The sequence below is a fragment of the Streptomyces mutomycini genome (genome assembly GCF_001700505.1).
GTDB classification, from domain to species: Bacteria; Actinomycetota; Actinomycetes; order Streptomycetales; family Streptomycetaceae; genus Streptomyces; species Streptomyces mutomycini.
The window spans coordinates 1-24774 of record NZ_MAPV01000221.1 but is presented as its reverse complement, the minus strand read 5'-3'; the positions used below and the strand labels follow the sequence as shown (position 1 = coordinate 24774).

General features: G+C 70.5%; 27 protein-coding genes. 18 read left to right on the top strand and 9 right to left on the bottom strand.

All coding sequences use genetic code 11. The features are described 5' to 3' along the window. From BFF76_RS27190 to BFF76_RS27165, 6 genes are all read left to right on the top strand, one after another. Window positions 1-898 (top strand): response regulator transcription factor (locus tag BFF76_RS27190; RefSeq protein WP_079122500.1); only part of this gene is annotated, 898 nt, incomplete at its 5' end. Between the two features lie 230 nt (window positions 899-1128). Then, entirely contained in the window at window positions 1129-1353 is a 225-nt protein-coding gene (locus tag BFF76_RS27185) for a hypothetical protein (protein ID WP_065849261.1), read from the top strand. Window positions 1354-1391: 38 nt separating this feature from the next. Further along, complete coding sequence (locus BFF76_RS27180; protein WP_465270516.1) at window positions 1392-1994, top strand: pilus assembly protein TadG-related protein; 603 nt, start codon at window positions 1392-1394, stop codon at window positions 1992-1994. A 26-nt stretch (window positions 1995-2020) separates the two neighbouring features. Continuing rightward, window positions 2021-2608 carry a hypothetical protein gene (locus BFF76_RS27175; RefSeq protein WP_244167351.1) on the top strand — a complete coding sequence of 196 codons (588 nt, stop codon included), beginning with the start codon at window positions 2021-2023 and terminating at the stop codon, window positions 2606-2608. 8 nt (window positions 2609-2616) lie between these two features. Continuing rightward, window positions 2617-3267, top strand: coding sequence for an OmpA family protein (locus BFF76_RS27170; RefSeq protein ID WP_031091752.1), 651 nt, complete (start codon window positions 2617-2619; stop codon window positions 3265-3267). A gap of 74 nt (window positions 3268-3341) precedes the next feature. Further along, a complete protein-coding gene (locus BFF76_RS27165) occupies window positions 3342-4619 on the top strand; it encodes a hypothetical protein (RefSeq protein WP_065849259.1) in 1278 nt (425 codons plus the stop codon). 512 nt (window positions 4620-5131) lie between these two features. On the opposite strand, the gene BFF76_RS27160 is transcribed toward BFF76_RS27165, so the two are convergent. Next, window positions 5132-5323: a hypothetical protein gene (locus BFF76_RS27160; RefSeq protein ID WP_065849258.1), complete on the bottom strand. Its 192-nt coding sequence runs from the start codon at window positions 5321-5323 to the stop codon at window positions 5132-5134. Between the two features lie 11 nt (window positions 5324-5334). Next, window positions 5335-6186, bottom strand: coding sequence for a DUF5753 domain-containing protein (locus BFF76_RS27155; RefSeq protein ID WP_065849257.1), 852 nt, complete (start codon window positions 6184-6186; stop codon window positions 5335-5337). A gap of 279 nt (window positions 6187-6465) precedes the next feature. Between BFF76_RS27155 and BFF76_RS27150 the strand changes: the two genes are divergently transcribed. Next, entirely contained in the window at window positions 6466-6972 is a 507-nt protein-coding gene (locus BFF76_RS27150) for an ATP-binding protein (protein WP_051834532.1), read from the top strand. Between the two features lie 46 nt (window positions 6973-7018). Here BFF76_RS27150 and BFF76_RS27145 read toward each other — a convergent pair whose 3' ends face one another. The 4 genes from BFF76_RS27145 to BFF76_RS27135 all read right to left on the bottom strand — a co-directional run bounded on the left by BFF76_RS27145 (window position 7019) and on the right by BFF76_RS27135 (window position 11022). Then, a complete protein-coding gene (locus BFF76_RS27145; protein ID WP_065849256.1) occupies window positions 7019-7876 on the bottom strand; it encodes an endonuclease domain-containing protein in 858 nt (285 codons plus the stop codon). 297 nt (window positions 7877-8173) lie between these two features. Beyond that, window positions 8174-8320: a hypothetical protein gene (locus BFF76_RS33115; RefSeq protein ID WP_158709590.1), complete on the bottom strand. Its 147-nt coding sequence runs from the start codon at window positions 8318-8320 to the stop codon at window positions 8174-8176. A gap of 94 nt (window positions 8321-8414) precedes the next feature. After that, the gene (locus BFF76_RS27140) at window positions 8415-9008 is read right to left on the bottom strand and encodes a hypothetical protein (protein ID WP_051834530.1); all 594 of its coding nucleotides are present in this window, start codon (window positions 9006-9008) and stop codon (window positions 8415-8417) included. Between the two features lie 22 nt (window positions 9009-9030). Further along, a complete protein-coding gene (locus BFF76_RS27135) occupies window positions 9031-11022 on the bottom strand; it encodes a hypothetical protein (RefSeq protein ID WP_065849255.1) in 1992 nt (663 codons plus the stop codon). 254 nt (window positions 11023-11276) lie between these two features. On the opposite strand from BFF76_RS27135, the gene BFF76_RS27130 reads away from it, so the two are divergent. The 4 genes from BFF76_RS27130 (at window position 11277) to BFF76_RS27115 (ending at window position 14178) form a co-directional block, all read left to right on the top strand. Further along, complete coding sequence (locus BFF76_RS27130) at window positions 11277-11732, top strand: DUF4279 domain-containing protein (RefSeq protein ID WP_234316692.1); 456 nt, start codon at window positions 11277-11279, stop codon at window positions 11730-11732. Window positions 11733-11850: 118 nt separating this feature from the next. Next, complete coding sequence (locus tag BFF76_RS27125; protein ID WP_065849254.1) at window positions 11851-12306, top strand: hypothetical protein; 456 nt, start codon at window positions 11851-11853, stop codon at window positions 12304-12306. Between the two features lie 136 nt (window positions 12307-12442). Continuing rightward, window positions 12443-12886: a hypothetical protein gene (locus BFF76_RS27120; protein ID WP_234316691.1), complete on the top strand. Its 444-nt coding sequence runs from the start codon at window positions 12443-12445 to the stop codon at window positions 12884-12886. A gap of 104 nt (window positions 12887-12990) precedes the next feature. Further along, window positions 12991-14178 (top strand): hypothetical protein, encoded by a 1188-nt coding sequence (locus tag BFF76_RS27115; protein ID WP_065849253.1) that lies wholly within the window; start codon window positions 12991-12993, stop codon window positions 14176-14178. A gap of 37 nt (window positions 14179-14215) precedes the next feature. On the opposite strand, the gene BFF76_RS27110 is transcribed toward BFF76_RS27115, so the two are convergent. Then, the gene (locus BFF76_RS27110) at window positions 14216-14593 is read right to left on the bottom strand and encodes a DUF192 domain-containing protein (RefSeq protein WP_031091741.1); all 378 of its coding nucleotides are present in this window, start codon (window positions 14591-14593) and stop codon (window positions 14216-14218) included. Between the two features lie 106 nt (window positions 14594-14699). On the opposite strand from BFF76_RS27110, the gene BFF76_RS27105 reads away from it, so the two are divergent. From BFF76_RS27105 to BFF76_RS27095, 3 genes are all read left to right on the top strand, one after another. Further along, window positions 14700-15491 carry a prepilin peptidase gene (locus BFF76_RS27105; RefSeq protein ID WP_065849252.1) on the top strand — a complete coding sequence of 264 codons (792 nt, stop codon included), beginning with the start codon at window positions 14700-14702 and terminating at the stop codon, window positions 15489-15491. A gap of 71 nt (window positions 15492-15562) precedes the next feature. Beyond that, entirely contained in the window at window positions 15563-16381 is an 819-nt protein-coding gene (locus BFF76_RS27100) for a class I SAM-dependent methyltransferase (protein ID WP_031091739.1), read from the top strand. A gap of 102 nt (window positions 16382-16483) precedes the next feature. Beyond that, the gene (locus tag BFF76_RS27095) at window positions 16484-16939 is read left to right on the top strand and encodes a hypothetical protein (protein ID WP_031091738.1); all 456 of its coding nucleotides are present in this window, start codon (window positions 16484-16486) and stop codon (window positions 16937-16939) included. A gap of 68 nt (window positions 16940-17007) precedes the next feature. Here BFF76_RS27095 and BFF76_RS27090 read toward each other — a convergent pair whose 3' ends face one another. Together BFF76_RS27090 and mgrA are read right to left on the bottom strand one after the other, a co-directional pair. Next, window positions 17008-18186, bottom strand: coding sequence for a winged helix DNA-binding domain-containing protein (locus BFF76_RS27090; RefSeq protein ID WP_031091737.1), 1179 nt, complete (start codon window positions 18184-18186; stop codon window positions 17008-17010). Between the two features lie 322 nt (window positions 18187-18508). Continuing rightward, window positions 18509-19546: an L-glyceraldehyde 3-phosphate reductase gene (gene mgrA / locus BFF76_RS27085; protein WP_065849251.1), complete on the bottom strand. Its 1038-nt coding sequence runs from the start codon at window positions 19544-19546 to the stop codon at window positions 18509-18511. A gap of 210 nt (window positions 19547-19756) precedes the next feature. On the opposite strand from mgrA, the gene BFF76_RS27080 reads away from it, so the two are divergent. The 4 genes from BFF76_RS27080 to BFF76_RS27065 form a co-directional block, all read left to right on the top strand. After that, on the top strand, window positions 19757-20518 hold the full coding sequence (locus BFF76_RS27080) for an isoprenyl transferase (protein ID WP_031091735.1): 762 nt from the start codon (window positions 19757-19759) through the stop codon (window positions 20516-20518). A gap of 336 nt (window positions 20519-20854) precedes the next feature. Next, the gene (locus BFF76_RS27075) at window positions 20855-22177 is read left to right on the top strand and encodes a PhoH family protein (protein WP_031091734.1); all 1323 of its coding nucleotides are present in this window, start codon (window positions 20855-20857) and stop codon (window positions 22175-22177) included. A 388-nt stretch (window positions 22178-22565) separates the two neighbouring features. After that, the gene (locus BFF76_RS27070; protein ID WP_031091733.1) at window positions 22566-23282 is read left to right on the top strand and encodes an aggregation-promoting factor C-terminal-like domain-containing protein; all 717 of its coding nucleotides are present in this window, start codon (window positions 22566-22568) and stop codon (window positions 23280-23282) included. Between the two features lie 132 nt (window positions 23283-23414). After that, the coding region (locus tag BFF76_RS27065; RefSeq protein ID WP_065849250.1) for an AI-2E family transporter at window positions 23415-24774 on the top strand (1360 nt) is incomplete at its 3' end.

The following is a 24774-nucleotide window of genomic DNA, read 5'->3' as shown; positions in this document are numbered from 1 at the left end:
GTCCCGCACGGACGACGGGGTCGTCGTCGCGGACGACAACCCCGTCGTCCGTGCGGGACTCGGGGTCCTGCTCAGCGGCCGCCACGACATCGATGTCGTGGCGGAGGCGGCCGACGGACGCGAGGCATACGAAGCCGCGGTGCACCACCGGCCGGACGTCATCCTGCTCGACGTACGGATGCCCGGCGTGGACGGCATCTCCGCACTGCCGCACCTGGTGCAGGTTGCACCCGTGATGATGCTGACGTACAGCCGCGAGAGCGACATCGTCCACGAGGCACTGCGCCTCGGCGCGGGCGGCTACCTGGTCCACGGCGAGTTCACCGCCGACGAACTCGTGCAGTCCGTACGCGACACGAAGAACGGCCGGGCCCCCTTCACCGCCACAGCGGCCAACGCGCTCCTCGCCCATATGCGCCAAGGGGCGGCCCGGCAACCCAGGCAGCTCGCGGAGGGACTCGGAGAGGCACTGGCGACGAGCGGCCCGCACGAAGGGCCCGGCTCTCCCGCGCCGCCCCCGGCAAGCGCCGGCCACACGGCGCCGGCGCCGGTGCGGCCCCCGGTGCGACAGGCAGGACATCCGCAAAGCCTTTCGCAACTGCAACCCGCTGTGGCACAGTCTTCGTCCGAGGATGTTCCCGACCGGCCACCGGTACCCAACAGGGCGCATTACGAACTGAGTTCGAGGGAGGCGGAGGTCATGGAGCTCATCTCTTCGGGCATGAACAACCAGCAGATCGCCGCCACCTGTTTCATCAGCGAGAAGACCGTCAAGAACCACATCAACAGGATCTTCACCAAGCTGCACAGCGGCAGCCGCAGTGAGGCGATAGCCCGATGGCTCGGCACGGCACCGGGCTCGGTTCCTGGAGCGAGGGGGACAGGCAGCCATGGCTGAGCGGGGGACAATTGCCGCCGCGGGGGCACGCACGCGGACGCCACGATGGGCCCAACGTCCGCTTTGGGCCCGCAATTGGGCCCTGGGACCCTCGGCCGGAGGGGCCGTTCCGTCGTACATTGCTCCGGTCGGCTCGAGCACCGGCCAGGGGGAAGCCGGTTCCCGAGGCGGCACCGCAGAGACATACGCGCCGGCCGGCCGTCGGCCGGCCGGACCCGGAGGGGAACACCATGAGCAAGCTGATGCTGAAGGCTTCCGTCAACGCCAAGGTGTGGGCGAACACGTCGGTGGAGCGCATGAAGGCCCGTGGGGACCGGGGGCAGGGCGCGGTGGAGTACCTGGGCATCATCGTGGTGGTCGTGGCGATCATCGCGGCTCTTATGCTGACGAACATCGGTACGACGATCGGCGGGGCTATCACCGCGCAGATCAACAAGATCACCGGCGGCAAGTAGCAGCCAGGCAGAAGCGCGAGGCAGGGCAGGCTTTCCCCATCTACATCATGGTGGTGGCGGGCCTGCTCTTCCTTGCGTTCGCCTACTTCGCCGTCGGCCAGGCGTCGATGAAGAAGAACGAGGCCCAGACGGCCGCAGACGCGGCAGCGCTCGCGGCCGCTCAGAACGCGCGAGACGTGTGGGAATGGCCTGATGCCTTCGACCTCGAACAGTGGGACGACCTTCTGAGCGGGCAGGACATCGGAGCGGCATCCTGTTCCGCCGGTGGATTGCTCGCGGCGCAGAACGATGCTCGCCAGGTCGCCTGCGAACACGATTTCTGGCCCGAGGCCTCCTACACCGTCAAGGTCGAGACGAACGAAGCGGTGGGTAGTTCGGTCATCGCCGGAACCGACACCGAAAAGGCCCTGGCCACCGCAAGAGCTGTGATCGAGCCACGCTGCAGGATCGAACAGGACACGCGTCCCAGACCGACTTCCTCAGCGGATGACGACGACGGCGACACGGACGAGGCCGAGGAGAAGAAGGCGTACAAAGTGGTCTGCGATGACTCAGACTTCGACTTCGACATCGACCCGAAGAACATCGAACTCCTGCCGGAACTGGCAGATCTCTTCTCCGTCCACCTGGCCGACAAGTAAGTGAACGACATCGAGAGGACGCGCTGATGCGTGCAGCCATGACCCGGATTCGTCTCAGAGGGGCTGCTGTGGCGGCCGCCTCTGTAGCCATGGCTGTCGTGCTGACGGCATGTGGCGGCGACGGGGGATCGGACGGCTCGGAGGGAAAGACCAAAGAGCCGTCCACGTCGTCCGACAGCCAGAAAAGTGAGGCGCCGGGGCCCCAGGCGGATGACGAGAGCCAGGTGCTTGCCACGATCAAAGGCAAGGACGGCGTCGAGGTCATTGTCAGCTCGGCCAAGCGTGAATCCGGCGGGTTCGTCACCGTCAAGGGGCGTTTGAAGAACGGATCGGATCAGATCTGGGCGGCTGCCGGATGGCAAGGGCTTGAGGAGGAGCTCGTGAACAACGGCGCCTCCATGGCGGGCGCGACCTTGGTGGACCAGGCAGGCAAGAAGCGTTACCTGATCTTGCGTGACACCGACGGCCGATGCCTGTGCACGAAGTTCGAAGCGGTCCAGCCCGACGGCGAGGCCCCGTTCTTCGCCCAGTTCCCCGCGCCGCCTGCCGGCACCACCGATGTCGACTTCCAGATCCCGACCATGCCCACCGCGACGATCAAGATCTCCGGGTGATGGCCACCATGCAGCCACCAACCCCAGCCTCACGCGCACCACGAGGCACGCTGCGCCGCCGCGTCGGACTCTGCGCCGTCGCAACCGTGGTCCTGGGCACCTCGACGCTGTGGGGTGCCCCCTCCGCGACGGCGGACGACAACCCCACCGCCGTTCCCAGCGCCTCCCCGCCCGTCGAGGTCGACGCGAACTCGCCCGGGCTGATGCTCGGTGACGGCGCGACCCTCGGCGATGTCCGGGTCCTCGACATCAAGTCCGTCGTCGAGGACCTCGGCGGCGAGGAGCGCCGCGAGGACACCAATGTGGACATCACCTTCGCCCTCCAGGCCGAGGTCCTCTTCGGCAAGGACAGCGCGAAGCTGAGCGGTGCGGCCAAGGCCCGTATCGTCGCGATCGCCGAGGAGATCAAGAACCAGAACGCCACCAAGGTGCGCGTGTTCGGATTCACCGACAACCTCGGCTCCTCCGCCCACGGTGACGTCCTCTCCAAGGAGCGGGCGAACGCCGTGTCGGGAGTCCTCTCCCCGGGCCTCCCGAGCGTCACCTTCGAGATCCGCGGCTACGGGGAGGAGTACCCGATCGCCAGCAACGAGACCGAAGAGGGCCGCAAGAAGAACCGCCGCGTGGAGGTCACCTTCCAGCGCACCAGCGGCTCGTAGAACCGGCACACAGGTCGGGGCGCCGGGCTCCCGTGCGAGTGGCGGTCCCGGTGCCGGACGCAAGGAGCGGAAAGATGTCGAGGACCGTGGACGCTGCCGTCGCCGCAGCGGCTGCGCTGATCTGCGTACTGCTGCTGCCGGGTACGGCTGTGGCGGACCCGTTCACCGACGGTGCTCCGGGGGAAGCATCCTCGTACCGGCCCGCCGAAGGGGCCGTGCCCGTCACCGGCACGGAGTCCAGCGCGGACGGGCCGAGGCTGGAGCGATCGAAGATCTACTCGGACACCATCGGTCCCGGCCAGAAGAAGTACTACCGGGTCCGGCTGGACGAGACGTCCAACGCGTTCGTCTCCACGGTGCTCGCTCCGCCTCCCGGCACCAAGAGCGGCATCCTCGACGGCATTCAGGTCGCCCTGACCTCTGCCGACAGCACTCCGTGCAGTTCCGGACCGGCCGTGTACTTCGGGGGCGACACCACACGCCCGGTCGCGGACTACGCGTCGCGCCGCATCAGCGACGACAGCACGGCCTGCCAGCAGGCGGGGGACTACCTCTACACCGTGGCCTGGGCGGGGCAGCGGACGAGCGGCGCCGCGAAGTGGCCGATCGAGCTGACTTACATGGCCGAGCCCGGACTCAAGCCCGGTGCCGCAGAGCCGCAGGCGCCGACCACCTGGAGCTCGAAGGCGCCGTCCCCGGGTGAGGGCTCGCCGCAGAAGGTGAGCGGAGGCACGGGGTTCAACGACGCAGCAGCCGTGGACGACGGCGCCTGGCGGGACGACATCCGGCCGGGTGAGAGCCGGTTCTACAAGGTGCCAGTGGCCTGGGGGCAGCAGCTGTTCCTGCGCGCCCAGCTCGCCAACGCCACTTCGGACGACTCGTTCTTCGCCGTCAACGGCCTGCGCCTCGCGCTGTACAACACCGCTCGCGGCCGAGTCTCCGACAAGAGCACCGGCTACACGGGTGCCCCAGCCGGAGTCGACCTCGGTACGGCTCCGGCCGCCTACGCGAACCGGTTCGCGGGCGAGTCGGAAGCGGAGTCGGCGATGCGGTTCGAGGGCTGGTACTACATCCAGGTCACCCTCGACCCCAAGGTCCCCGACAACGTCCCCCTGACGTTGGACGTCGGCCTGAGGGGGAAGACCCAGCCGGGCCCCCCGTACGACGGCGACGCGGCAGCGGCGGGGTTCGGCCTGGGCGACACGGGCCCCGCGAGTGGTGACGCCGACACGATGCGGGCGATCGGAATCGGTGGGATCGGCCTCGGGACTGTGCTGGTCCTCGGCCTGGGCACGTGGCAGCTTCTGGGAAGCCGCCGGAGCCGGCCGATGGGCAGGCTGCTTAGGCCGTAAAAGGCACGAAAAACTAGCCGTCCGCTACGAAGCGACAGTTCTGGTTGCAGCCATCAACTAGTGGCTGTGAGCGGGTGGTGACGGGCGCAAGACTCTGCAGGTGACCACGGGACCCAGGAATGAGCCTCACGCCAGCCAGGTCGCCCGCATGCCCAGCCCTGGAGCACCTCAGCCGCAGGTTCCACTGTGAAGACCCCGGGCCCGCGAGGTACCCATGTCTGGAAGTGCCTGTCCGGCCCTCCCTCGCGATATTCCACCTGATAGCTCAGGTCGTCATTGAGGAAGACCTGCATGTAATGCTGGTCGGCGGGTTCCAGATCGAGCCGTCGCACGATGACAAAGCGACATGAGAGGTTCATGTCGGCAAGCACGTCGTGCAGCTGGTCCTCGGACGGGTCGTCCCAGGTCGTCCCGTCCGCCTCGACTGCTTGAAGCACTGGTGTTGCCATGCAGCTGACTCTAATCACCCACCAGGCTCGCAACCTTGGCGGGTTCCATTTCTGAGACACGCTTCAGAGCAGGTGGTCGGCCTTGCCCGCCTTGATGTCCCGGATCATCTGCTGGAGGGCCTCGCGGCTGTCGGTGAGGTAACGATCCTCCTGGCCGACGAGGGCAATGAACGCGTTGCCTTCGGTGTCCGTTCCCAGCCGGAAACAATTGTTTCCCTCGCCGCAGAAGGGTTCTTCCCAGTTGACTTCGAGCATGACGAAACTCCTCAGAGTAGACGTGAGACGGCGTGGATGAAGTCTCGTGACTCGGCGGTGCCGAGGGCTGCTTCCTCCATCCAGTCCAGATGGGCCCGGTATTTGGTGAGCTGCGCTTCGGCGTGCATGAACTCCGGTCCGTGTGCGGAGTCCAGCTGAACCGTGTCCAGTTGTGGCACGGCGCCGTGTGCGTACAGAAGGGCGTGCCCCGCGCCGGGGAACGCGCCGCGGTCGACGGGGATGACGCGTAGCTCGATATTCCGGCGCTCCGACGCCTCGCACAGGTAGGCGAGCTGCTGCCGGGTGACGTCTCTGCCACCGAACTGCATACGGAGCGCTGCCTCGTGCACGTAGCCCACGTAGTCGACCGGCGCCGGCCGGTCGAGCACCTGCTGCCTGTCCATGCGGTGTGCCACGCGCAGCTCTACCTCCAGCCGCGAGAGTGCCGGAAGTACGGCTCCGAACACCGCCCGGGCGTAGTCCTCGGTGTGGAGCAGGCCAGGCAAGTGGACGGTCTGCGCGGTGCGGATGCGCACGGCGTTCCACTCGAGCTCGGCGATGTCCAGCAGGCCCGAGGGCAGGGTGCCTCGGTGCTGCTCCCACCAGCCACGCTCGCGGCGGTCGGCCATGTCCACGAGCGCTTGCACGTAACGGGTGTCGGAACACGCATAGTTGCAGGCGAGTGTGCGAACACGCTCCGCCGTCACTGGCCGGACGCCGCCCTCCATGTTGGAGATCTTCGTCCTGTCGACGCCCAGTAGCCCCGCCGCGTACGTGGTCGTGGCTTCGGCGGCGGTGCGCATCTTCCGAAGCTCGGCGCCGAGACGCCGTTGCCGCTCGGTAGGTGTGGAACTGCTCGGCATGGGCCCCTTCTTCCGCCGACGATAAGCACAGTCTGCCGCTGAGGGGGAGATGCGGTCCACCCGTAAGGAGGCAATTGCCTCCAGAGGGGAGACACGGGTGCCCCCGCGTGCATACCTTGAGTACCGCACCGCACACGCTGCGCCCGAAACGAAGTGCATCGCGCGGCCCTGCCCGCACCTCCTGCCCTGGGAGGGGCAGGTCCGCGCCAGGGAGACAGGCCACAGGCCGGCCGCAGTGGCGATGACCGTCAACTCAGCCCCCGTACCTGGGAGTCAGACATGCACCCGTATTCGCCGTCACCCCAACGCACTGCCCTGTGTCCCGCGAGAGCACCCCTCTCCGCCCCCGGGGCGACCCCGCGCCTCCGGCCGAAACCGCGCCCGCACGCGGGGCTCGTCCTGAGCCTCACCCTCCCCGGTGATCCCCGCAGCGCGGCGGTCGGGCGGCATGCGGTCACGGCGGCTCTGTCCACGTACGGGCTTCGCTCCCACACGTGGCCGGTCGCGCTCGCCGTCACCGAGCTCATCGCCGTCAACGCGGCACTCACGCCCGGACGTGAGCTCTACCTCTCGCTGCGCCACCGTGACGGCGGCCTCCGCCTCGTCCTCTGGGACCAGCACCCCCGCCACGCCGACCCCGACACCCTCGCGCTCTGCGAGGTCCGGCGCCGCCGGGCCCTCTGGCTGCTGGCGGTCGTCGTCGACGACTGGGGCGGCGACTGGGGTACCTGCGAGGCCCAGCCGCCCCACCAGGGCACCAAGTCCTGGGCCGTCCTCCCGCAGTGAGGGGCGCCGGGTGGTCGGTGGGACTTTACGGACACTTTCCCGACCCTTATGTCCCATTTGGGCGTCCGTAACTTCCCAATGACGATGGGCTCGCGCCTGCCAGTGCAGTGCGGATCTCGTCGAGCATGCGGTCGGGGGTCCGGAAGACCGTCGCGGCGGGGAAGCGGAGGACCAGCCGCACTCCGGGGCAGGTGCTCAGCACGTTGAAGCGGTCCAGGTCTCGGCGGTGTGCCTCGCGGCTGCCGTGGTAGGCGTAGCCCTCGATCTCCACCACCACACCCTCCTGGAGGAAGAGGAAGTCGGGCCGGATCCGGCGGCCGTCCGGTGTCACCAGTTCCGCCTGGCTGAGCGGGTGCAGGCCGGCGTCGTGCATCCGTAGCCGGGCGATCGTCTCGGCGGGCGAGCCGCTCTGCTGATCGGTGAGTGCGAGCCACTGCTCCGCCCTCGGTGTGCCGTGGCGTCGGGTGGGGTGCGTCGCGCAGGCGGTGGCCAGCACGTCGATGGTGATGAGGCGCCTCCGGCGGACTCCGCCCACCACGCGCGTACCCAGGGCGGAGTCAACGGCTACCAGCGCCTCGTCCCGCGTGCCGGTCAGGAGCAGGTCGTGCAAGGTGCGCAGGGGCGTGGTGGCCAGCAGCCCGTCGCGTGTGCAGATCTCGTACGGGGCGAGGGGCGTACGGTGCACCGTGAAGCCGTGGCGTCGGCCCTTGGGGCCGGCGGGCTCGGTGAACTCGATGGCCTCCCGCAGCAGTTCGATCCGGTGGAGCGTGGCTGCGGCACGATGGCTGAGGGTGAGGCCGGGGTCCAGTATCTGTACGGCGCGGGCCCGCATCCACGGCGTCAGTTCGACACCCGGCGCTGCCCAGGCCCCGCGCGTGACGCGCTGCCGGCGTTCCGCGTTCAAGCCATCGGCTCAACTGCCGCGCCGGTACACCGGCCGCCACGGCCTCCCGGGTGAGCAGAATGCCCTGCCGGGCTAATTGGTGCAGATTCCCCGTCATGGGGAGAGGATGCCGCGCGGAACGGACCGCTGTGCGGGCCTGTGGACAACGGGGGTCGGTCGACTGCGGGTATCAGTGAGGCATTGGTGTGTACAGGCCGCCGTTCTGACGTCAGACGGCTTCGATGCGGGCTCGGTCGCCGCAGAGCCCACGCATGTCGTCGGCGTCCGAGGTGAGGATGATGCGTGGCCCCCGGTAGCTCAGTGCGCGCTCCAGGCGATCGCCTCGGTCACCGGCAGCACCTGAAGCCGTGACACGTACCGCCTGTCCAGGGCGGTGAACGCCGAACAGCAGGTCACCGCCTTCATCACGGTGGCCCAGTCGAACGACATGCTGGTCGGGCTCAAGGCCCGCAACCTCCAGGAGCGGGCCATGGAACGTCGCCTCAGCCCCTCCGGCCGGCACGTACGAAGATGGAGCGGGCTCCATGAAGGAAGCCGCTCACCTGACGGTGACGGACCCGACGAACGAGTCGAGGTCCGCCGGGCTCAGCGCGCCCTTCACCGCATTGATCCGGATGGCGAACGGCACGTCCTTCGAGTCGACACCCGCCACCACGACCCCCGTCATCCGGGTCCCCTTCGCCGGGGTCGACTCCTCGCCCGATGACGTGAACTCGTAGTCGATCCTGCGGGCCTCTCGAGCGCTCTCCTCGCCCGCGAGGCGCACGTCCTGGGTGTCCTTCCGTGTTGCCCCCAGCCCGATGCCGGCGCCCGCCGCCGCGGCTGCCTCACCGGCGTCGCTGACGCCCGTGGCGAAGTTCAGCTGGACGGAGACCATGCCGGTGCGCAGTCCCTTCTCCACCCTGAGCGCGACCGCCGCGTTGGCCTTGCTGCGCTCGGCGGCCGGTTGCGGGGCGTACCCCTCGTCCTCCGGGTAGCCGACGGACACGCTCTTCGTGTCGAGCGTGCCCCAGCCGTCCGGGACCGCCCCGGCGTCCTCCCCGCCGCAGCCGCTGAGCAGCGTCAGGCCGACGGTGGCCACGACGGCCGCGCCGAGCGCCCTGTACTTCGTCGACGTCGACGTCAACGTCATCGCCCCTTCTCGTCGCGCGCGTTCACTGCGCGCAGTAGCTGTACGGGAGGTACGTGCGCTTGTCGCCCTGCGGCGCTCCGAGGAACTGTGCGTCCGTCAGCGTCTCCTTCTTGTGCTCGCCGGAGACCGAGAATCCGAGGCTCATGCCCAGCGAGACCTCGAACCCGAACTCCTGGGCGTCCGACTCGCCGTGGTAGCGCATCGTGCTGGACAGACCGTCCTGGAACATCAGCTGTTCGAAGGGGTCCGTCCCGTCGGGCTTCTTCTCCAGGGAGTGGTCGCCGAACATGTACTCGAACGGGGCGGTGTTGTTGCCGGAACCGTCGAGCCACTCCTCGGCGACGGAGCGCTTCGCCTCGGTGGCCTTGTCGGTCTCCTTGCCGAAGACGACCGAGTTGGTCTGCACTTCGATGCCCGTCTCCCCGGAGGAGTCGGTGACGCTGCCCTTGCCGCCGCGCTTGTCCGTGCCCTTCTTGCCGTTGTCGCCGCCCGCCTCGCCCTTGTCGGAGGTCGATGTCTGGTCGACCGTCTTCGTCATGTCGATACGCACGATCTTTCCGGTCTTCTGGTCGCGGGTGACGGTGATGGCCCCGGTGTGGGTGTCCTTGGCGCCGGCTGTGCCGCCCAGGGGGCCCGCGGTGCCGCTCACCTTGCCCTCGATCTCCAGCTTGGCGGTGTAGGTGTACGACTCGTTGCCGTTGACGTCGTCCTTGGTGATCGTCACGTCCGGCGAGAACTTGGCCTTGCCGCCCAGCTTGGCGCCGAGCTTCGTGTCGTCACCGGCCTTGATGGAGAGGCCGCCGTCCGCGTACACGTTGATGCCCAGGGTCGAGTAGGAGATCTTCTTGTCGCCGATCTTCTTCTCGATGTCCTCCATCTTCTCCGCCCACTTCATGCCGGAGTACCAGCCGCCGCCGTAGCCGCCGCTGTGTTTCATCGAGGTCTCCCACATCTTCATCTCCTCGATGTCGTCCCTCATCCTCTGGGCGTCGGCCTCGCTCCTGAACACCCAGGTGTCACCGTTTGTGATCTTGATGCCGCCGCCGATGTCGACATCCGCCTTGCCCAGGCTGCCGAGCTTGACGCCGGGGGTGCCGGCGGTCAGGCCGGCGGACGCGGCATCGGTGAACGTCATGTAGACGAGCTTGTCGTTCTCGTCGACCTTTCCGTCCTCGTTCACGTCGTGGCTGGCCTGGGCGACCTTCTGCTGGAAGCCGTACTCCTCGCCCCATTCGAACCAGCCGATCTTCACCTTGCCCCCGGCGGTGTCGGAGACGTTGGAGATCTGGCAGAGCCTGGGTTCGTAGTCGGCGTCGGTCTTCGGCTTCGCCGTGGCGTTCCCGCCCGCCGCGCAGCCCCCGCCGTCCCCGGTGAGCGTGCTGATGGCGCAGCGGATGCCTTCCCCGATGCGACCTCCGAGGCCGGCCATGGCCAGCGCGCCGGCCAGCGCGACGACCAGGACGACGACGCCGAGGTACTCGGTCGCCGTGGCGCCGCGGTCACGCCAGTCGTACGAGCGTGTGTACGCCGACGAGGGCGGCGAGAGCGCGCCATCCGTGCCCCGGTCGTCGAGGAGCCGGTCCAGGGACAGTCCCACCGCGGCGCCGGTGACCACAGCCACCACCGGCATCAGGAGCCCCTCGGTGTCCACCACGTCCCATGTCATGACGTAGCCGAAGGCGAGTCCGGCCACGGGGACGGCGAGGGCGCCCAGGAGATACGGGACGCGTGAGTCCCGCTGCCGGCCGGGAAGCGCGCGGGCGGCAGCCAGGACCGTCAGTGCGGTCACGAGGACGCTGGGCAGGTGCAGCAGGGCCAGTCGCCAGCCGAACGATTCGAGCCGTTCGTCGGTGGCCAGAGTCCCGACGAGCGCCCGCGCCGCGAGGAACCCCGTGATGACGTAGACGAGAGCGCCGGCCGCCCAGCTGCGGCTCAGGGGGAAGAACCAGCCGCCCCCGCGACCATCAGGCGGTATCCGGCCCGCGCCCCGGTCTCCCCAGCCGCCACCGCTCACGGTTCACCCTCTCGCCGACGAGCGCCCAGTTGCTCCCGGGGGTGAATGTACGGCGGGAAATCACTGCCCGACCTGGGCCCCTGGCCCCAAATGCAGGCCCAAATCCGGCCGTTGACGGTCGGGCGGAGAGGTGGGCCCGCAGGGCGGGGGCCGGCGGGGGCTGCTCGTCGGCTTCACTCGCGTGGTGTGCGGGCGGCGTAATATCGCGGACCGACATGGCTGTTGTACCGCCCTCGACAGAAGGACGTTGTGGAGTGGGTGCCTTCCGCATGTACCTACGGGTGGTCAGCCCGTCCCTGCGGCCGGATGAGATCTCCCGGAGGCTGGGCGTCGAGCCCGACGAGTCGACGGCCGTCGGATGGCGCAGACACCCACAAGCGACACCCCGGTCCCATGCGACCTGGATCCGGCACGTCAGGACGGCGGACGACGACGCGCGGCCGGAGGATCTCGAGCCGGTGGTCGTCGGATGGGGGGCCGGTTTCGCCGAGGCCCTCGGGCGGCTCGCCGCTTCCGGGGAGGCCGGGGTCCATCTCGAGATCGTCCAGGAGATCGACGATCTCGAGGACCCGCAGCAGAAGGGAATCTTCCTCGGGCCGCACCTGATGGCCTGGATGGGGGCTGCCGGGGCTGTTCTCGACATCGATCAGTACGTCTATCACGAGTGTGGCGACGCACCGGAAGGTGCCGGTCGCGCGCCCTCCGGATGAAGTGGGCCCGTGGTGCCTGAGGCCGAACGGGGGACACCGATGACCGAATACACCTTCCTGCCCGTGCACCGGATCGCACCGGACGCCATGGCGGGCGGCCCTGGCCGAGGTGGTGGGGGTGACCGTGGCCGCAGTGGACGTCGCCGCCGGCTCCGACGGGCACCGTGACTGGGCGCCCCCGGTCCTGTGCCACTTCACGGGCCTGGGCGGTGACCTCGCGCTCGCGTGGGACGTACACGCGCCGGCGGACCTGGAACCCGCGCCGCCCACCGAGTCCGAGGCGGTACTCCGGCTCGCGGCCCGGCTCGGCTCGACCGTGCTCCATCCGGCAGAAGGGGTGCGCCCTTCGGCCTGCTGGGCAGCCACACCGGAGGGCACCGGCACACGGGCACGGGTCCTGGACGGTGAAACGGGCGGTGACAACACGGGCGGTGACAACACGGGCGGGCACACGAGCGGGCACACGGGCGGGGAAGCGCGGCCGGTCCTCCGGGCCGACGCCGCCGAGGAGCCGGTCCGCCGGCTGCCTCTGTCAGGGGCGGAGCGCATCCCCGAGGTCCGCCAGGACGGTTGAGGCCCCGGGTTGGGCCCCTGGGCCCAAGACGGGTGCCCGCCCGGGCGATTAGCGTCTGCGCCGCAGGTGATCGACGCCCGTCCCGGCGTACCCCCCACGGCGCCGGGCCGGGCCGCAAAACGGAAGGTGACTGAGGGTGCCCACGGCTGAGCAGCTGACCCTGAACGACGAGGAGTCCCTGCTCCTCCAGCAAGGACTGATGGAATGGTGCGGCCCGGCCCGCTGCACCGAGGAGTTCGCCGTGGCCATGGGGTTCGACAGCATCCAGGACCTGAGCCGCCGCGGTATGTCGATCCGCGGCGCGCTGGCGGGCAGGGAAGCGCTGGACCCGATGGACTGGGCGCGTGCCCTGCTGGCGACCGAGCTGGCCTTCGCCAGTGACGTGGTCGGGTCGGGCTACGAGTGGTCCACCACGACCGGGTGGGCCGACGACACCACGGTGCGCGTCCTGCGTTCGGTGCAGCTGAAGCTGATCCGCACGGTCGCCCCGCTGGTCGGCCGGGGGCTCGGGACCCGGCAGGTCCGTCACGCGGAGGTCCTGCGGGCCGGAGGAGCCCCACCGCCGAGCCCCGCCTGGTGACCGTGCAGGCCGGTGCCTCCCGGGCGCCGGCCACCACGTACGCCCGTGCCTGCTGACGGGCCCGGTCCGGTGGCCCTTGCGGTGGCGGCCCCATAATCGGCCGCATGCCCGATCAGCAGACGCGCACCCGCCCGGTGGCGCCCGATTCCCGCAGCACCCGGCATCGCGCCATGGCCCTGCTCACCGCCGCCGCTCCCGGCCTGGGTGCCTACGCGGCGGTCAGGGCCGTCGGGCTTCTCGCCCTGTGGGTGTCGGCGTCGGCCGCGGGGAAGGACGCCCTGCAGCTGCTCGGCGGGCGCTGGGACTCCGTCTGGTACCAGCGGATCGCGGAGAACGGCTACGGCTACACCGTGACCCTCCCCGACGGCGGCGTCCACCCCGACCTCGCCTTCTTCCCGCTCCTGCCGGCCCTGGAACGCGGCCTCGCCGCGGCCACCCCCCTCACCGTGCAGGGCGCCGGGATTGCCGTCGCCTGGCTGGCGGGGCTCCTCGCGGCCTGGGGGATCTTCGCCGTCGGGGCCCGGCTGTACGGGCGGCGGACGGGGGTGGTGCTGGCCGCGCTCTGGGGCGCGTACCCGACGGCGTTCGTGCAGTCGATGGCGTACACCGAGACCCTGTTCACCGCCCTCGCCGCCTGGTCCCTGTACGCCGTGCTCAGAGGCCGCTGGATCGCCTCGGGCGCGCTGTGCGTGCTCGCCGGGCTGACGCGGCCCTCGGCCGCCGCCCTCATCGCGGCGCTCGCGCTCACCGCCGCCGCCGTCCTCCTGCGGGAGTGGCGTGCGGGCGACCGGCGGGGCCTGCTGCGCCGGAACGCCCGCATGCTGACGGGGGTGTGCCTGGCGCCGCTGGGATGGCTGGCCTACGTGGTGTTCGTCGCCGTACGCGAGGGCGGCCCGTTCGCGTACTTCGACGTCCAGGCGCAGTGGGGCAACAGCATCGACGGCGGCCGGGCGCTTGCCGCGTTCATCGCGGGACTGCCGCTTCCCGCCGCGCTCGGACTCTGCGCCGCGCTGGGGCTGCTGGGATGGCTGGTAGTCCTGTGCGTACGGCAACGGCAGCCGCTTCCCGTGCTGGTGTACGGCATCGCGGTCGTAGTCGTCTCGCTCATCGGGTCCGGCTACTTCGGTTCCCGGCCGCGCCTGATGATGCCCGCGTTCCCCCTGCTCCTGCCCCCGGCCGTCGCGCTGGCGGGACTGCGTACGGCGGCGCGCACCGGGGCGGTCCTCGCCGCGCTGTCCCTCGGCTCCGCCGCGTACGGGGCATGGACACTGCTGGGGCCGGGGCCGCCCTGAGCCGGGCACCCGGGGCCCGGCCCGCCGCCCGCACCCGTCACCGGGCCGGCGGCGCGGGTACGGAGATCCGCACCCGCGTCCCGGGCCGCAGGCCCCACCGCTCCATCGCCCCGGCCTCCGACTCCACCACATGGCGGGCGCGGAGCCTGGGCAGGCCGAACCGGCCGGGCCTCATCGTGCGGACCGCCAGCACCTCGAAACTCCGGTCCAGGTAGGCCACATCGATGGCGAACCGCATCCGGAAGGTGTGGACACTTCCGCACGGGGTGATCAGCAGCGCGCCGTCGACACCGTCCACTCCGAGCAGTCCACGCGCCCGCGCCCGGTAGGAGGCGGCGATGCGCAGCGGCACCTCCAGTGCCCCGGAGCCCGTCCCGACCGTCAGTGTCCCGCTGCCGTTGCGCCACTTCCCCATGGGAACCGACCGTAGACCTCACGGCCGGCGCGTGGGCCCGGTACGGCGAGACGATGGGCCCGGGGGCCCAAGACCCCGCCGCACGGGCCGGATTAGGGTCGGGACCGTGGACTCCACACTGATTGCGGTCGCCGCGCTCTGGGGCGCCGCCGCCGGACTGCTGCTCCCACGCGCCGCGTACCGCTTCTCCGTGGAGCCCGAGGAGCCCTGGCGGGACGCCTGCCCGGCCGGGCACGCGCTCACGGGACCGGGCCGGGGCTGGCTCGGCCCGGCCAGGTGCGCCGCGTGCGCCGTCGCCGTCCCCGCGCTCCCGGGAGGCTCGGCCCCCGGGGCCCGGGCGCCCGCCGGGCGAGGCCGTTACGCCCCCGCCGTCGCCGTCCCGGTGGTCACCGTGCTCGCCTGCGTGGCCCTCGCCGCCGCGACCGGCACCCGGCCCGAGGCCGTCGTCTGGCTGCTGCTGGCCCCCGTCGCCGTGCTCCTCGCCGCCATCGACCGCCGTGTCCACCGGCTCCCCGACACGCTCACGCTGCCCCTGGCCGGTGCCGCGGTGGCACTCCTGGGCGGAGCGGCCCTGCTGCCCGAGCACGCGGGTTCCTGGAGCTCCGCCCTGCTCGGCGGAGTGGCGCTGGGCGGTTTCTACCTCCTGCTCTTCCGGATCAACCCGGACGGCATGGGCTTCGGTGACGTGAAGCTAGCCCTCGCGCTGGGTGTGGCGCTCGGCTGGTACGGCTGGGCGGTGCTCTTCGCCGGCGGCTTCGCCGGCTTCCTGTTCGGCGCGCTGTACGGGGCGGGTCTGATGGTGATGCGGCGCGCCGGACGCAGGACGGGTATCCCGTTCGGCCCGTTCATGATCGCGGGAGCGCTTACCGGCCTGCTGCTCGGTGGACTCGCCGCATGAACCTCACCCGGCGCACTCACGTACGGAATATCCGCTCGCGCCAGGTCCTCGCGGACTGGCACCCTCCCCATATGGCCGGATCGTCCGCACCCCTCACGCACTCCGCCTCCGACGCGCGCTTCGAGACCCTCGTCGCCGAGGCCGACGCCGTGTCCGTCGACGGCTGGGACTTCTCGTGGCTCGACGGGAGGGCCACCGAACAGCGCCCCTCCTGGGGGTACGCGCGCGCCATGGCGGACCGGCTGGCACGGGCCGGGGCCGCGCTCGACATCCAGACCGGGGGAGGGGAGGTCCTCGCCTCCGCACCCGTGCTGCCGCCGCTCACCGTGGCCACCGAGTCCTGGCCGCCGAACGCCGCCCGCGCCTCCGCCCTGCTCCGCCCGCGCGGTGCAGTGGTCGTCGCGGACTCCGACGAACCGCCGCTGCCCTTCGCGGACCATGCGTTCGACCTGGTCGTCAGCCGCCATCCGGTGACGACGTGGTGGGACGAGATCGCCCGGGTGCTGGCCCCCGGTGGCACGTACTTCTCCCAGCAGGTCGGCAGGGAGAGCGTGTTCGAGCTCGTCGAGTACTTCCTGGGCCCGCTGTCCGCGGAGCAGCGCGGCTCCCGTGACCCGCGGCGCGCACGGGAGGACGCGGAGGCCGCCGGGCTGGAGGTGACGGACCTGCGCGCCGAGCGGCTGCGCATGGAGTTCCTCGACATCGGCTCCGTCGTCTACTTCCTGCGCAAGGTCATCTGGATGGTGCCCGGTTTCACCGTCGGCGCCTACCTGCCCCAATTGCGTTCCCTCCACCGCCGGATCGAGGAGGAAGGGCCGTTCGTCGCACACAGCGCCCGCTTCCTGATCGAGGCGCGGAAACCGGGGCAGCCGCCAACGGCTCTACTGTGAGGGCGACTTCACTGGCGCGGATGCAACGACATCACCTCGCCCTCCGTCCTACCCATGAGTAGTGCGACCCTGGTGGTTGAGCGCACAACGAAGGAGCAGGTCATGTCGGTGGGAAGGGAAATGTCGGGCGGAGAGATCAGCCCTCCGGTCGGCCGGCCACGCCATGGGAAGGCCGACTGGCTCACGGGTGCGCGGATCAGCGCCGTCCAGGGCCTCTTCTACCGGCCGGAGGGGCGCGCAGGGGAGCCGGAAGCCGTCGAATTCGTGCTGGAGGGCGGGCAGTCGGTCCTGCTGACCTGCGCCTCCGACCACACGCTGAGCATCACTTCGGGGGCCTGGCCCGGTCTCCCCGACTGGTGCGTGCCCGCGTGCCAGTGGCAGTTCGAGCAGCTCGGCCGGCTGCCGTCCCCTCCGTACGGCGGGGCCTGGACGGTCATCGGCACGCAGGAGCGGCGCGACGGGCACGGCGAGGTGCGCGAGGCGGTGATCCGGTGCGAGAACGGCGACTTCGTGGTCGGCGGCGGCGACACGGTGACGATCCGCTTCGTTCCCCGCTGACCCCGGCTCATCCCCGCTGATCCCGGCTCATCCCGGACGGGCCCCGCCGGGGCCCGTCCGGGGCCGCTCTACGCGTGAGCGCCCACGGCCACCTTTCCCACCGTCAGCTCCGGTGTCCCCTCCATCACCTCGCCCAGCCCTGCCACCTGCTCCTCCAGTGCCCGCGTCCGCCGGGCGTCGAGGGGACTCAGCGGCTCCACGGTCACGGCGATCCGCCTGCCCGAGCGGCGCTGGTGCCACACCCCGGCGACCGTGCCGTCCACCAGCAGCACCGGGAAGTTGCCGGCCTGACCGCCGGCCAGCGCGCGCTCGTACGCCGCGCCCGGGAAGAGCCGCTCGCGCGGCCGGGAGGCGATGGTGAACGCGTCGAAGTAGGGGAGCAGCCGCACACCGCGCGGCGGCGCGGACGGGAAACGGGTGTCGCCCGCCGCCACCCAGGCGCCCCCGCAGTCCTCGAACGCCACCTCCTCGATCGCGCCGGCCCCGGCCAGGTCCTCGAAGAGCTGCCCGGCCCAGCCGCGCGGCGCCGCGAGCCACTGGGCGAAGTGGCCCGGAGTGGCGGGCCCGTACGCCCGCAGATAGCGCCGCACGAGCTCGGCGGTCGCCTCCCCGGCAGGCATCGGGACGGTCCCCGGGTTGGTGTACGTGGCCTTCCGGCCCCGGTTCGCCGCGTAGCACAGGGCGCCCCGGTGGCCCGCCAGATGCAGCACCTGGCGCCAGCGGGGCCACATCTCCTGGAAGCCGGGCATCACGAGGTCTCCCGCCCAGGGGCCGGTGCGGGAGATCACCTCCGAGGAGAGCTCGTCGATGGTGAGCTCGGCACCCGTCAGGGCGTCGGCCACCGCGGCCACGACCGCCTCGACCTGGTCCGGCGTCATCCGCGCGTGCTTGGGGAACGGGCTGCCGCCCCTCGGCAGGGCCGACAGTGCTCCGGTCCACATCGCCAGCTCCGCGGCCGGCAGCAGATGCACGGTGCCGCGCGGGCCGAACGTCTTGACGAGGGTCCTGTCCGTCCACAGCGCCGTGCGCACATCTGTACGCGTCGTCCCCGGTGCGCGCAGCCCGACGGAGAGCTCCGCCGCCGACAGCACCTGCGCGTGCGCCCCGAGCATCGCGCCGGCGGCACCGGCCGCGTCACGGGCCGCGTGACCGGCGGAGGATGCGGCCTCGGAGAGGAACTGCCGGTCCAGGCGTCGTGCGTTCGCCTGTGACCAGGTCACGGTGGTGGTGCGGGCTCGTGTCGTCATGGGCCGAATCTAGGGCGCCTACAGGACAGGAACTGTCCTGTAGGCGCCTGTCGACACGGCCCGCGCCGCATCCGCGGGTATGCCTGCTGCGCAGTCCGATGAACTCGGAGAGTGATAATTCGGTGGCGTGGCACGCAACAGCACTTACGAAGGGTTATGGTGGAAACCCCCCCCTCGGGCCGGTCCGTACCCCCCCCCACGGACCGGCCCGTTTTTTGTGCCCGGACCGTGTTCCGGATGTGGGGCCCGAGTGCGGGAAGGGCTCCGGCCCCGTGCGGTGACCCCGGCGGCCTACGGGATCCAGCGGCAGGGCGGCTGTTCGTCAGCCCCGGTTGGCCCAGATGTTGGTGCTCGCGGTGTCCACGGCGAACGTGTCGATCTCCGTCAGCTCGGCCGCTGTCAGCGCCGGTGCGGCCAGCGCGGCGACGTTCTCCTCCAGCTGCTTCACGCTCGACGCGCCGATGAGGGCCGAGGTCATACGGCCGTCGCGCAGGACCCAGTTGAGCGCCAGCTGCGCGAGGGTCTGCCCGCGGCCCCGCGCGATGTCGTTCAGCCCGCGCAGCCGGCGCACCATCTCGTCGGACAGCAGGTCCGGGTCCAGGGACTTGCCCTGGCTGGCGCGCGACCCCTCGGGGATGCCCGTCAGGTACTTGCCGGTGAGCAGCCCCTGGGCGAGCGGCGCGAAGGAGATGCAGCCCATACCGGCCGTCTCCAGCGTGTCGAGCAGTCCGTCCCCCTCGATCCAGCGGTTCACCATCGAGTAGGACGGCTGGTGGATCAGGGCGGGCACGCCCATCTCCCCGAGGATCCGTGCCGCCTCGGCGGTCTGCTCCGCGTTGTAGGAGGACACGCCCGCGTACAGCGCCTTGCCCCCGGTCACGGCGGAGGCGAGCGCACCCATCGTCTCCTCGAGCGGGGTGGCTGGGTCGAAGCGGTGGGAGTAGAAGATGTCGACGTGGTCGAGGCCCGTCCGCCGCAGGGAGGCGTCGAGCGAGGACAGCAGGTACTTGCGGGAACCCCACTCGCCGTACGGGCCCGGGTGCATCCGGTAGCCGGCCTTGGTGGAGACGATGATCTCGTCCCGGTACGGGGCGAAGTCCTGGCGGAAGAGCTTGCCGAAGTTCAGCTCGGCGGAGCCCGGCGGCGGGCCGTAGTTGTTGGCGAGGTCGAAGTGGGTCACGCCGAGGTCGAAGGCGCGGCGCAGGATCGCCCGCTGGGAGCCCAGGGCGCGGTCGTCGCCGAAGTTGTGCCAGAGGCCGAGCGAGACGGCGGGCAGCCTGAGCCCGCTCCGGCCGGTGCGGCGGTACTCCATCGAGTCGTAGCGGGACGTGTCGGCGAGGTAGGGGAGGGAATCAGTCACGTTTCACTCCTTATCACGGACTTGTGACAGGCCGGGTTGGGCCCCCGTGACCCCTCCGCAGTAATGTGGGCGGCTTCGGGACATGCCGATCCGCGGCGCGAGAGCGCGGTGTGCGGACCGCACGGCGATCCCCCGGGGGTAGGCCCCGGACCCCCCGGGTGAGGGGGAGGGCGGGCCCAGGGCCCGTATGGAACCGAGAGGGTGAACTCAGTGAACTTGCGCGACCTGGTGTACGGGCTCTACGCACGCCGGGTGGGAGGCCGCCTGGACCACGACCAGGTGCCCAAGCACATCGGAGTCATCCTCGACGGCAACCGCCGGTGGGCGAAGGCGTCCGGCGGCTCGGCCGTGCAGGGGCACCAGGCCGGGGCGGACAAGATCTCGGAGCTCCTCGGATGGTGCAGTGAGACCGACGTCGAGGTCGTCACCCTCTGGCTCCTGTCCACGGACAACTTCGACCGGCCGGAGGCGGAGCTCATCCCGCTGCTCGGCATCATCGAGAACACCGTGCGCCAGCTCGCGTCCGACGGGCGGTGGCGCGTCCACCACGTCGGCACCCTCGACCTCCTGCCGGCCGGGACCCAGACCGTCCTCAAGGAGGCCCAGGAGGCCACGGCGGGTGTCGACGGGATAATCGTCAACGTCGCCGTCGGCTACGGCGGGCGCCAGGAGATCGCGGACGCGGTCCGCTCCCTCCTGCTGGAGCACTCCTCCCGGGGCACGACCTTCGAGGAGCTGGCCGAGGTCGTCTCCACCGACCTGATCTCCGAGCACCTCTACACCCGCGGACAGCCCGACCCGGACCTCGTGATCCGCACCAGCGGGGAGCAGCGGCTGTCGGGCTTCATGCTCTGGCAGAGCGCCCATTCGGAGTACTACTTCTGCGAGGTCTTCTGGCCCGCCTTCCGCAAGGTCGACTTCCTGCGGGCCCTGCGCGACTACGCGGCACGGCACCGGCGCTACGGGGCCTGAGCGTCGCGGCACGCCCGGCGGGCGCGGGCAGGGCAGGGAACCCGGTGAGGCGCACCTTGTCGCAGGCCGGGGCATGGCTTCGCGCGTTCGAGGGAATACAGCTCTCAGGTCGATGTCCGGTCAGTAACCAGGCGGACGTCGCAGCCAAGTGAGCGGCACCCAGCCCGCTCGCCCGGGAGGCCCTTTGCACACGAAGGACCGCACGACAAGCGGCCGACGCGGAGGGCCGGTGTTCGGCCCGCGCACGGGGCCCGAACCCGGTCCGTCCTCTCCCTTCGGGGAGTTCCGCGACCTCTGTCGCACTCCCCGACCTCGTCCGAGGGGGTACGTCCTTCCGTGGTGACCAGCACTAAGCGCCGCATGCCCGACAGGCGCACCTACGTTCTCGACACCAGCGTCCTGCTGGCCGACCCCAAAGCCATGACCCGGTTCGACGAGCACGAAGTCGTGCTGCCGATCGTCGTCGTCACGGAGCTGGAGGCCAAGAGGCACCACCCCGAGCTCGGATACTTCGCCCGGCAGGCCCTGCGCCTCCTGGACGACTTCCGCGTCCGCTACGGCCGGCTGGACGCCCCGATCCCGCTCGGGGATCTGGGCGGGTCACTCCGGGTCGAGCTCAACCACTCCGACCCCGGCGTCCTGCCGGCCGGCTACCGGTTGGGGGACAACGACTCACGGATCCTCGCGGTCGCACGCAATCTGCAGGCCGAGGGGTACGACGTCACCGTCGTCTCCAAGGACCTGCCGCTCCGGATCAAGGCGTCCTCGGTCGGCCTCCTCGCCGAGGAGTACCGCGCCGAACTCGCCGTCACCGACTCCGGATGGACCGGGATGGCGGAGCTGTCCCTCGCCGCGGAACAGGTGGACCTGCTGTTCAGCGAGGAGAACCTGTACGTCCCCGAGGCCGCCGAATACCCCGTGCACACCGGACTGGTCCTCCAGTCCGATCGCGGCAAGGCGCTCGGCAGGGTCACTGCAGAGGGCAATGTCCGTCTCGTACGCGGCGACCGGGAGGCCTTCGGTATCCACGGCCGCAGCGCCGAGCAGCGCATCGCGCTCGAACTGCTCCTCGACCCGGACGTCGGCATCGTCTCGATGGGCGGCCGGGCGGGCACCGGCAAGTCGGCCCTGGCGCTCTGCGCGGGGCTGGAGGCGGTCCTGGAGCGCCGGCAGCACAAGAAGGTGATGGTCTTCCGGCCGCTGTACGCGGTCGGCGGGCAGGAGCTGGGCTACCTCCCCGGCAGCGAGTCCGAGAAGATGAGCCCCTGGGCGCAGGCCGTCTTCGACACGCTGTCGGCGGTCGCCGGGCGCGAGGTCATCGAAGAGGTGCTGGGGCGCGGGATGCTGGAGGTCCTGCCGCTCACCCATATCCGGGGCCGCTCGCTTCATGACGCCTTCGTGATCGTGGACGAGGCCCAGTCGCTGGAGCGCAACGTCCTGCTGACCGTGTTGTCCCGTATCGGGGCGAATTCGCGGGTGGTGCTCACCCACGACGTGGCGCAGCGGGACAACCTCAGGGTCGGCCGCTACGACGGAGTCGTCGCCGTGGTCGAGAAACTGAAGGGGCATCCGCTCTTCGCGCATGTCACGCTCACCCGCTCCGAGCGCTCGCAGATCGCCGCGCTGGTGACCGAAATGCTGGAGGACGGGCACATCTGACCCGTAAAACCCCATAGATGCCGCCCGGCGAGCCAAGGAGCTTAGCCGGGCGGCATCGTGCTGCACCGTCATTTCCGAAAAAGTTGTGCGCCAAACGAGGTGTGACCTTTCCCACGCAACACAGAATTGCAACGCGCCGTGTCCTTCCGGCAGAGTCTTGCTTCCGTCAGGCCCCGCATACGGCACTTGGGCACCTCCAGAGGTGCCACGCACCACACAACTCAACAATCGCCGTCCGTATGCCGCCCGCGAGCACAACGCGGCGCTTCCGCGAGGAAGTCGCCCACCGGGCCCGTGCCTCCCGTGACCCAAGCAGTAGGGAGGCCAGTGTCAGGGGCACGATTGCGCCCGCGAGGTCACCTAAGCGGGCATGCTGGAAGGACACCGTGTGAGCCGGATCTCGGTCCGGGGGTTCGCCGTGGCATCCGCCACCGCCGTAACCACCGTAGGCGCCGTCGTAGGCGTTGCGTCGGGCAGCACTCCCGCTGTCGACGACAACAACTTCGAGGCGGCCGCAGCCGACACCACGCTGCTCGCAGACATCCCCGCGGGCCAGCAGGCCCAGGTGCAGACCGCTTCGCTGACGCAGCAGGCCGACGCCCAGGCGTCGGCGGCGGACGCGGCGGCCAAGAAGTCCGCAGAGGAGACGGCCCGCGTACAGGCCGCCAAGGACGCCAAGTCGAAGAAGCAGGCGGCCGAGGACAAGCTGGAAGCCGAGCGCGAGGCCAAGGAGCAGGCGAAGAGGGAGGCCGAGCGTGCGAGCCGGTCCTCCGTCCGCGACGCCTCCTCCTTCTCGTCGCAGGGGTCCTACAGCGTGTCAGAGGTCCAGGCCATGGCGCGTCAGATGATGCCGGCGGACCAGTTCCAGTGCTTCAGCAACATCGTGGAGCGCGAGTCGGGCTGGAACTACAAGGCCACCAACCCCTCTTCCGGCGCGTACGGCATCATGCAGGCGCTGCCGGGCTCCAAGATGGCGTCGGCGGGTGCCGACTGGCAGACCAACCCGGCCACCCAGATCAAGTGGGGCCTCAGCTACATGAACAGCGACCGCTACGGCAGCCCCTGCGCGGCCTGGTCGTTCTGGCAGGCCAACCACTGGTACTAGGAGCCCCGCGAGGTTCCGCGCTCAACTTCGAGATGCCCCGCACCGTCCTACGGTGCGGGGCATCTCGCGTGTACGGTCGATCCGGAGAGCTCCGGGGGGTCTGCGGGGAGCAGACGGGGGAAAGGGAAAATCATGTCGAAACTTCCGGGGTGGCTCGGTCGGCTGGGAGCCGAACTCACCGAGATCGGGGCGCGCCTGGAAGAACGCCGCGCCGAGGACGAGCGCCGCGCCGACGCGGACGCGGCGAGCGGCTCCTCGTCGACGCTCTCCACGGCCGTCACCGACAAGGTGCCGCGCCCGCCCGCGTACGCCCCCTCCGTGTCCGCCCCGTCCGCATCGCCGAGGCCCGACCCCGTGACCGCGATCCCCTGGGGGATGCGCGTCGCGGCCGAGGCGGGCTGGCGGCTGCTGGTCCTGGCCGGCACGCTCTGGGTGCTCATGCGGGTCATCAGCGCCGTGCAGCTGGTCGTCCTCGCCTTCGTCGCCGCCCTCCTGGTGACCGCGATGCTCCAGCCGACCGTGGTGCGCCTGAGACGGTTCGGGCTGCCGCGCGGTGTGGCCACGGCGGTCACGGCCGTGCTCGGCTTCGTCGTCATGGGCCTGGTCGGCTGGTTCGTCGTCTGGCAGGTGATGGACAATCTGGACACGCTCTCGGACCGGGTCCGTGACGGCATCGACGAGCTGAAGCGCTGGCTCCTGGACAGCCCGTTCCACGTCACCGAGTCGCAGATCAACGACATCGCGAAGAATCTCAGCGACACGATCGGCACCAACACCGAGGAGATCACCTCCGCCGGGCTCCAGGGCGTCACGGTGATGGTGGAGTTCCTCACCGGGCTCCTGCTGGCGATGTTCTCGACGCTCTTCCTGCTCCACGACGGCAAGCGCATCTGGCAGTGGGTCCTCAAGCTGGTCCCCTCGCAGGCGCGTCCGGGCGTCGCCGGCGCCGGGCCGCGTGCCTGGCGGACGCTGACCGCCTATGTGCGGGGCACGGTGATCGTCGCCCTGATCGACGCGATCTTCATCGGCCTCGGGATCTACTTCCTCGACGTGCCGATGGCGGTCCCGCTCGCCGTCTTCATCTTCCTCTTCGCCTTCATCCCGCTGGTCGGCGCCGTGGTCTCCGGTGCGCTCGCCGTCGTCGTCTCGCTCGTCACCCAGGGCGTGTTCACCGCCCTGATGGTGCTGCTCGTGGTGCTCGCCGTGCAGCAGATCGAGGGCCACATCCTGCAGCCCTTCATCCTCGGCCGCGCCGTGCGCGTCCACCCGCTGGCCGTGGTGCTGTCGGTCGCCGCCGGCGGCATGATCGCCGGCATCGGCGGTGCGGTCGTCGCCGTGCCCCTGGTCGCGGTGACCAACACGGTGGTCGGCTATCTGCGCTCGTACGGGCAGGACCCGGCCGTGCTCCAGGGCCCGGGACCGCACGGCGCCACGGCGCTCTCGGCCGTACCGCCTGCGCAACCGCCCACGGCCCGGCCGGCCGGGGACCCGG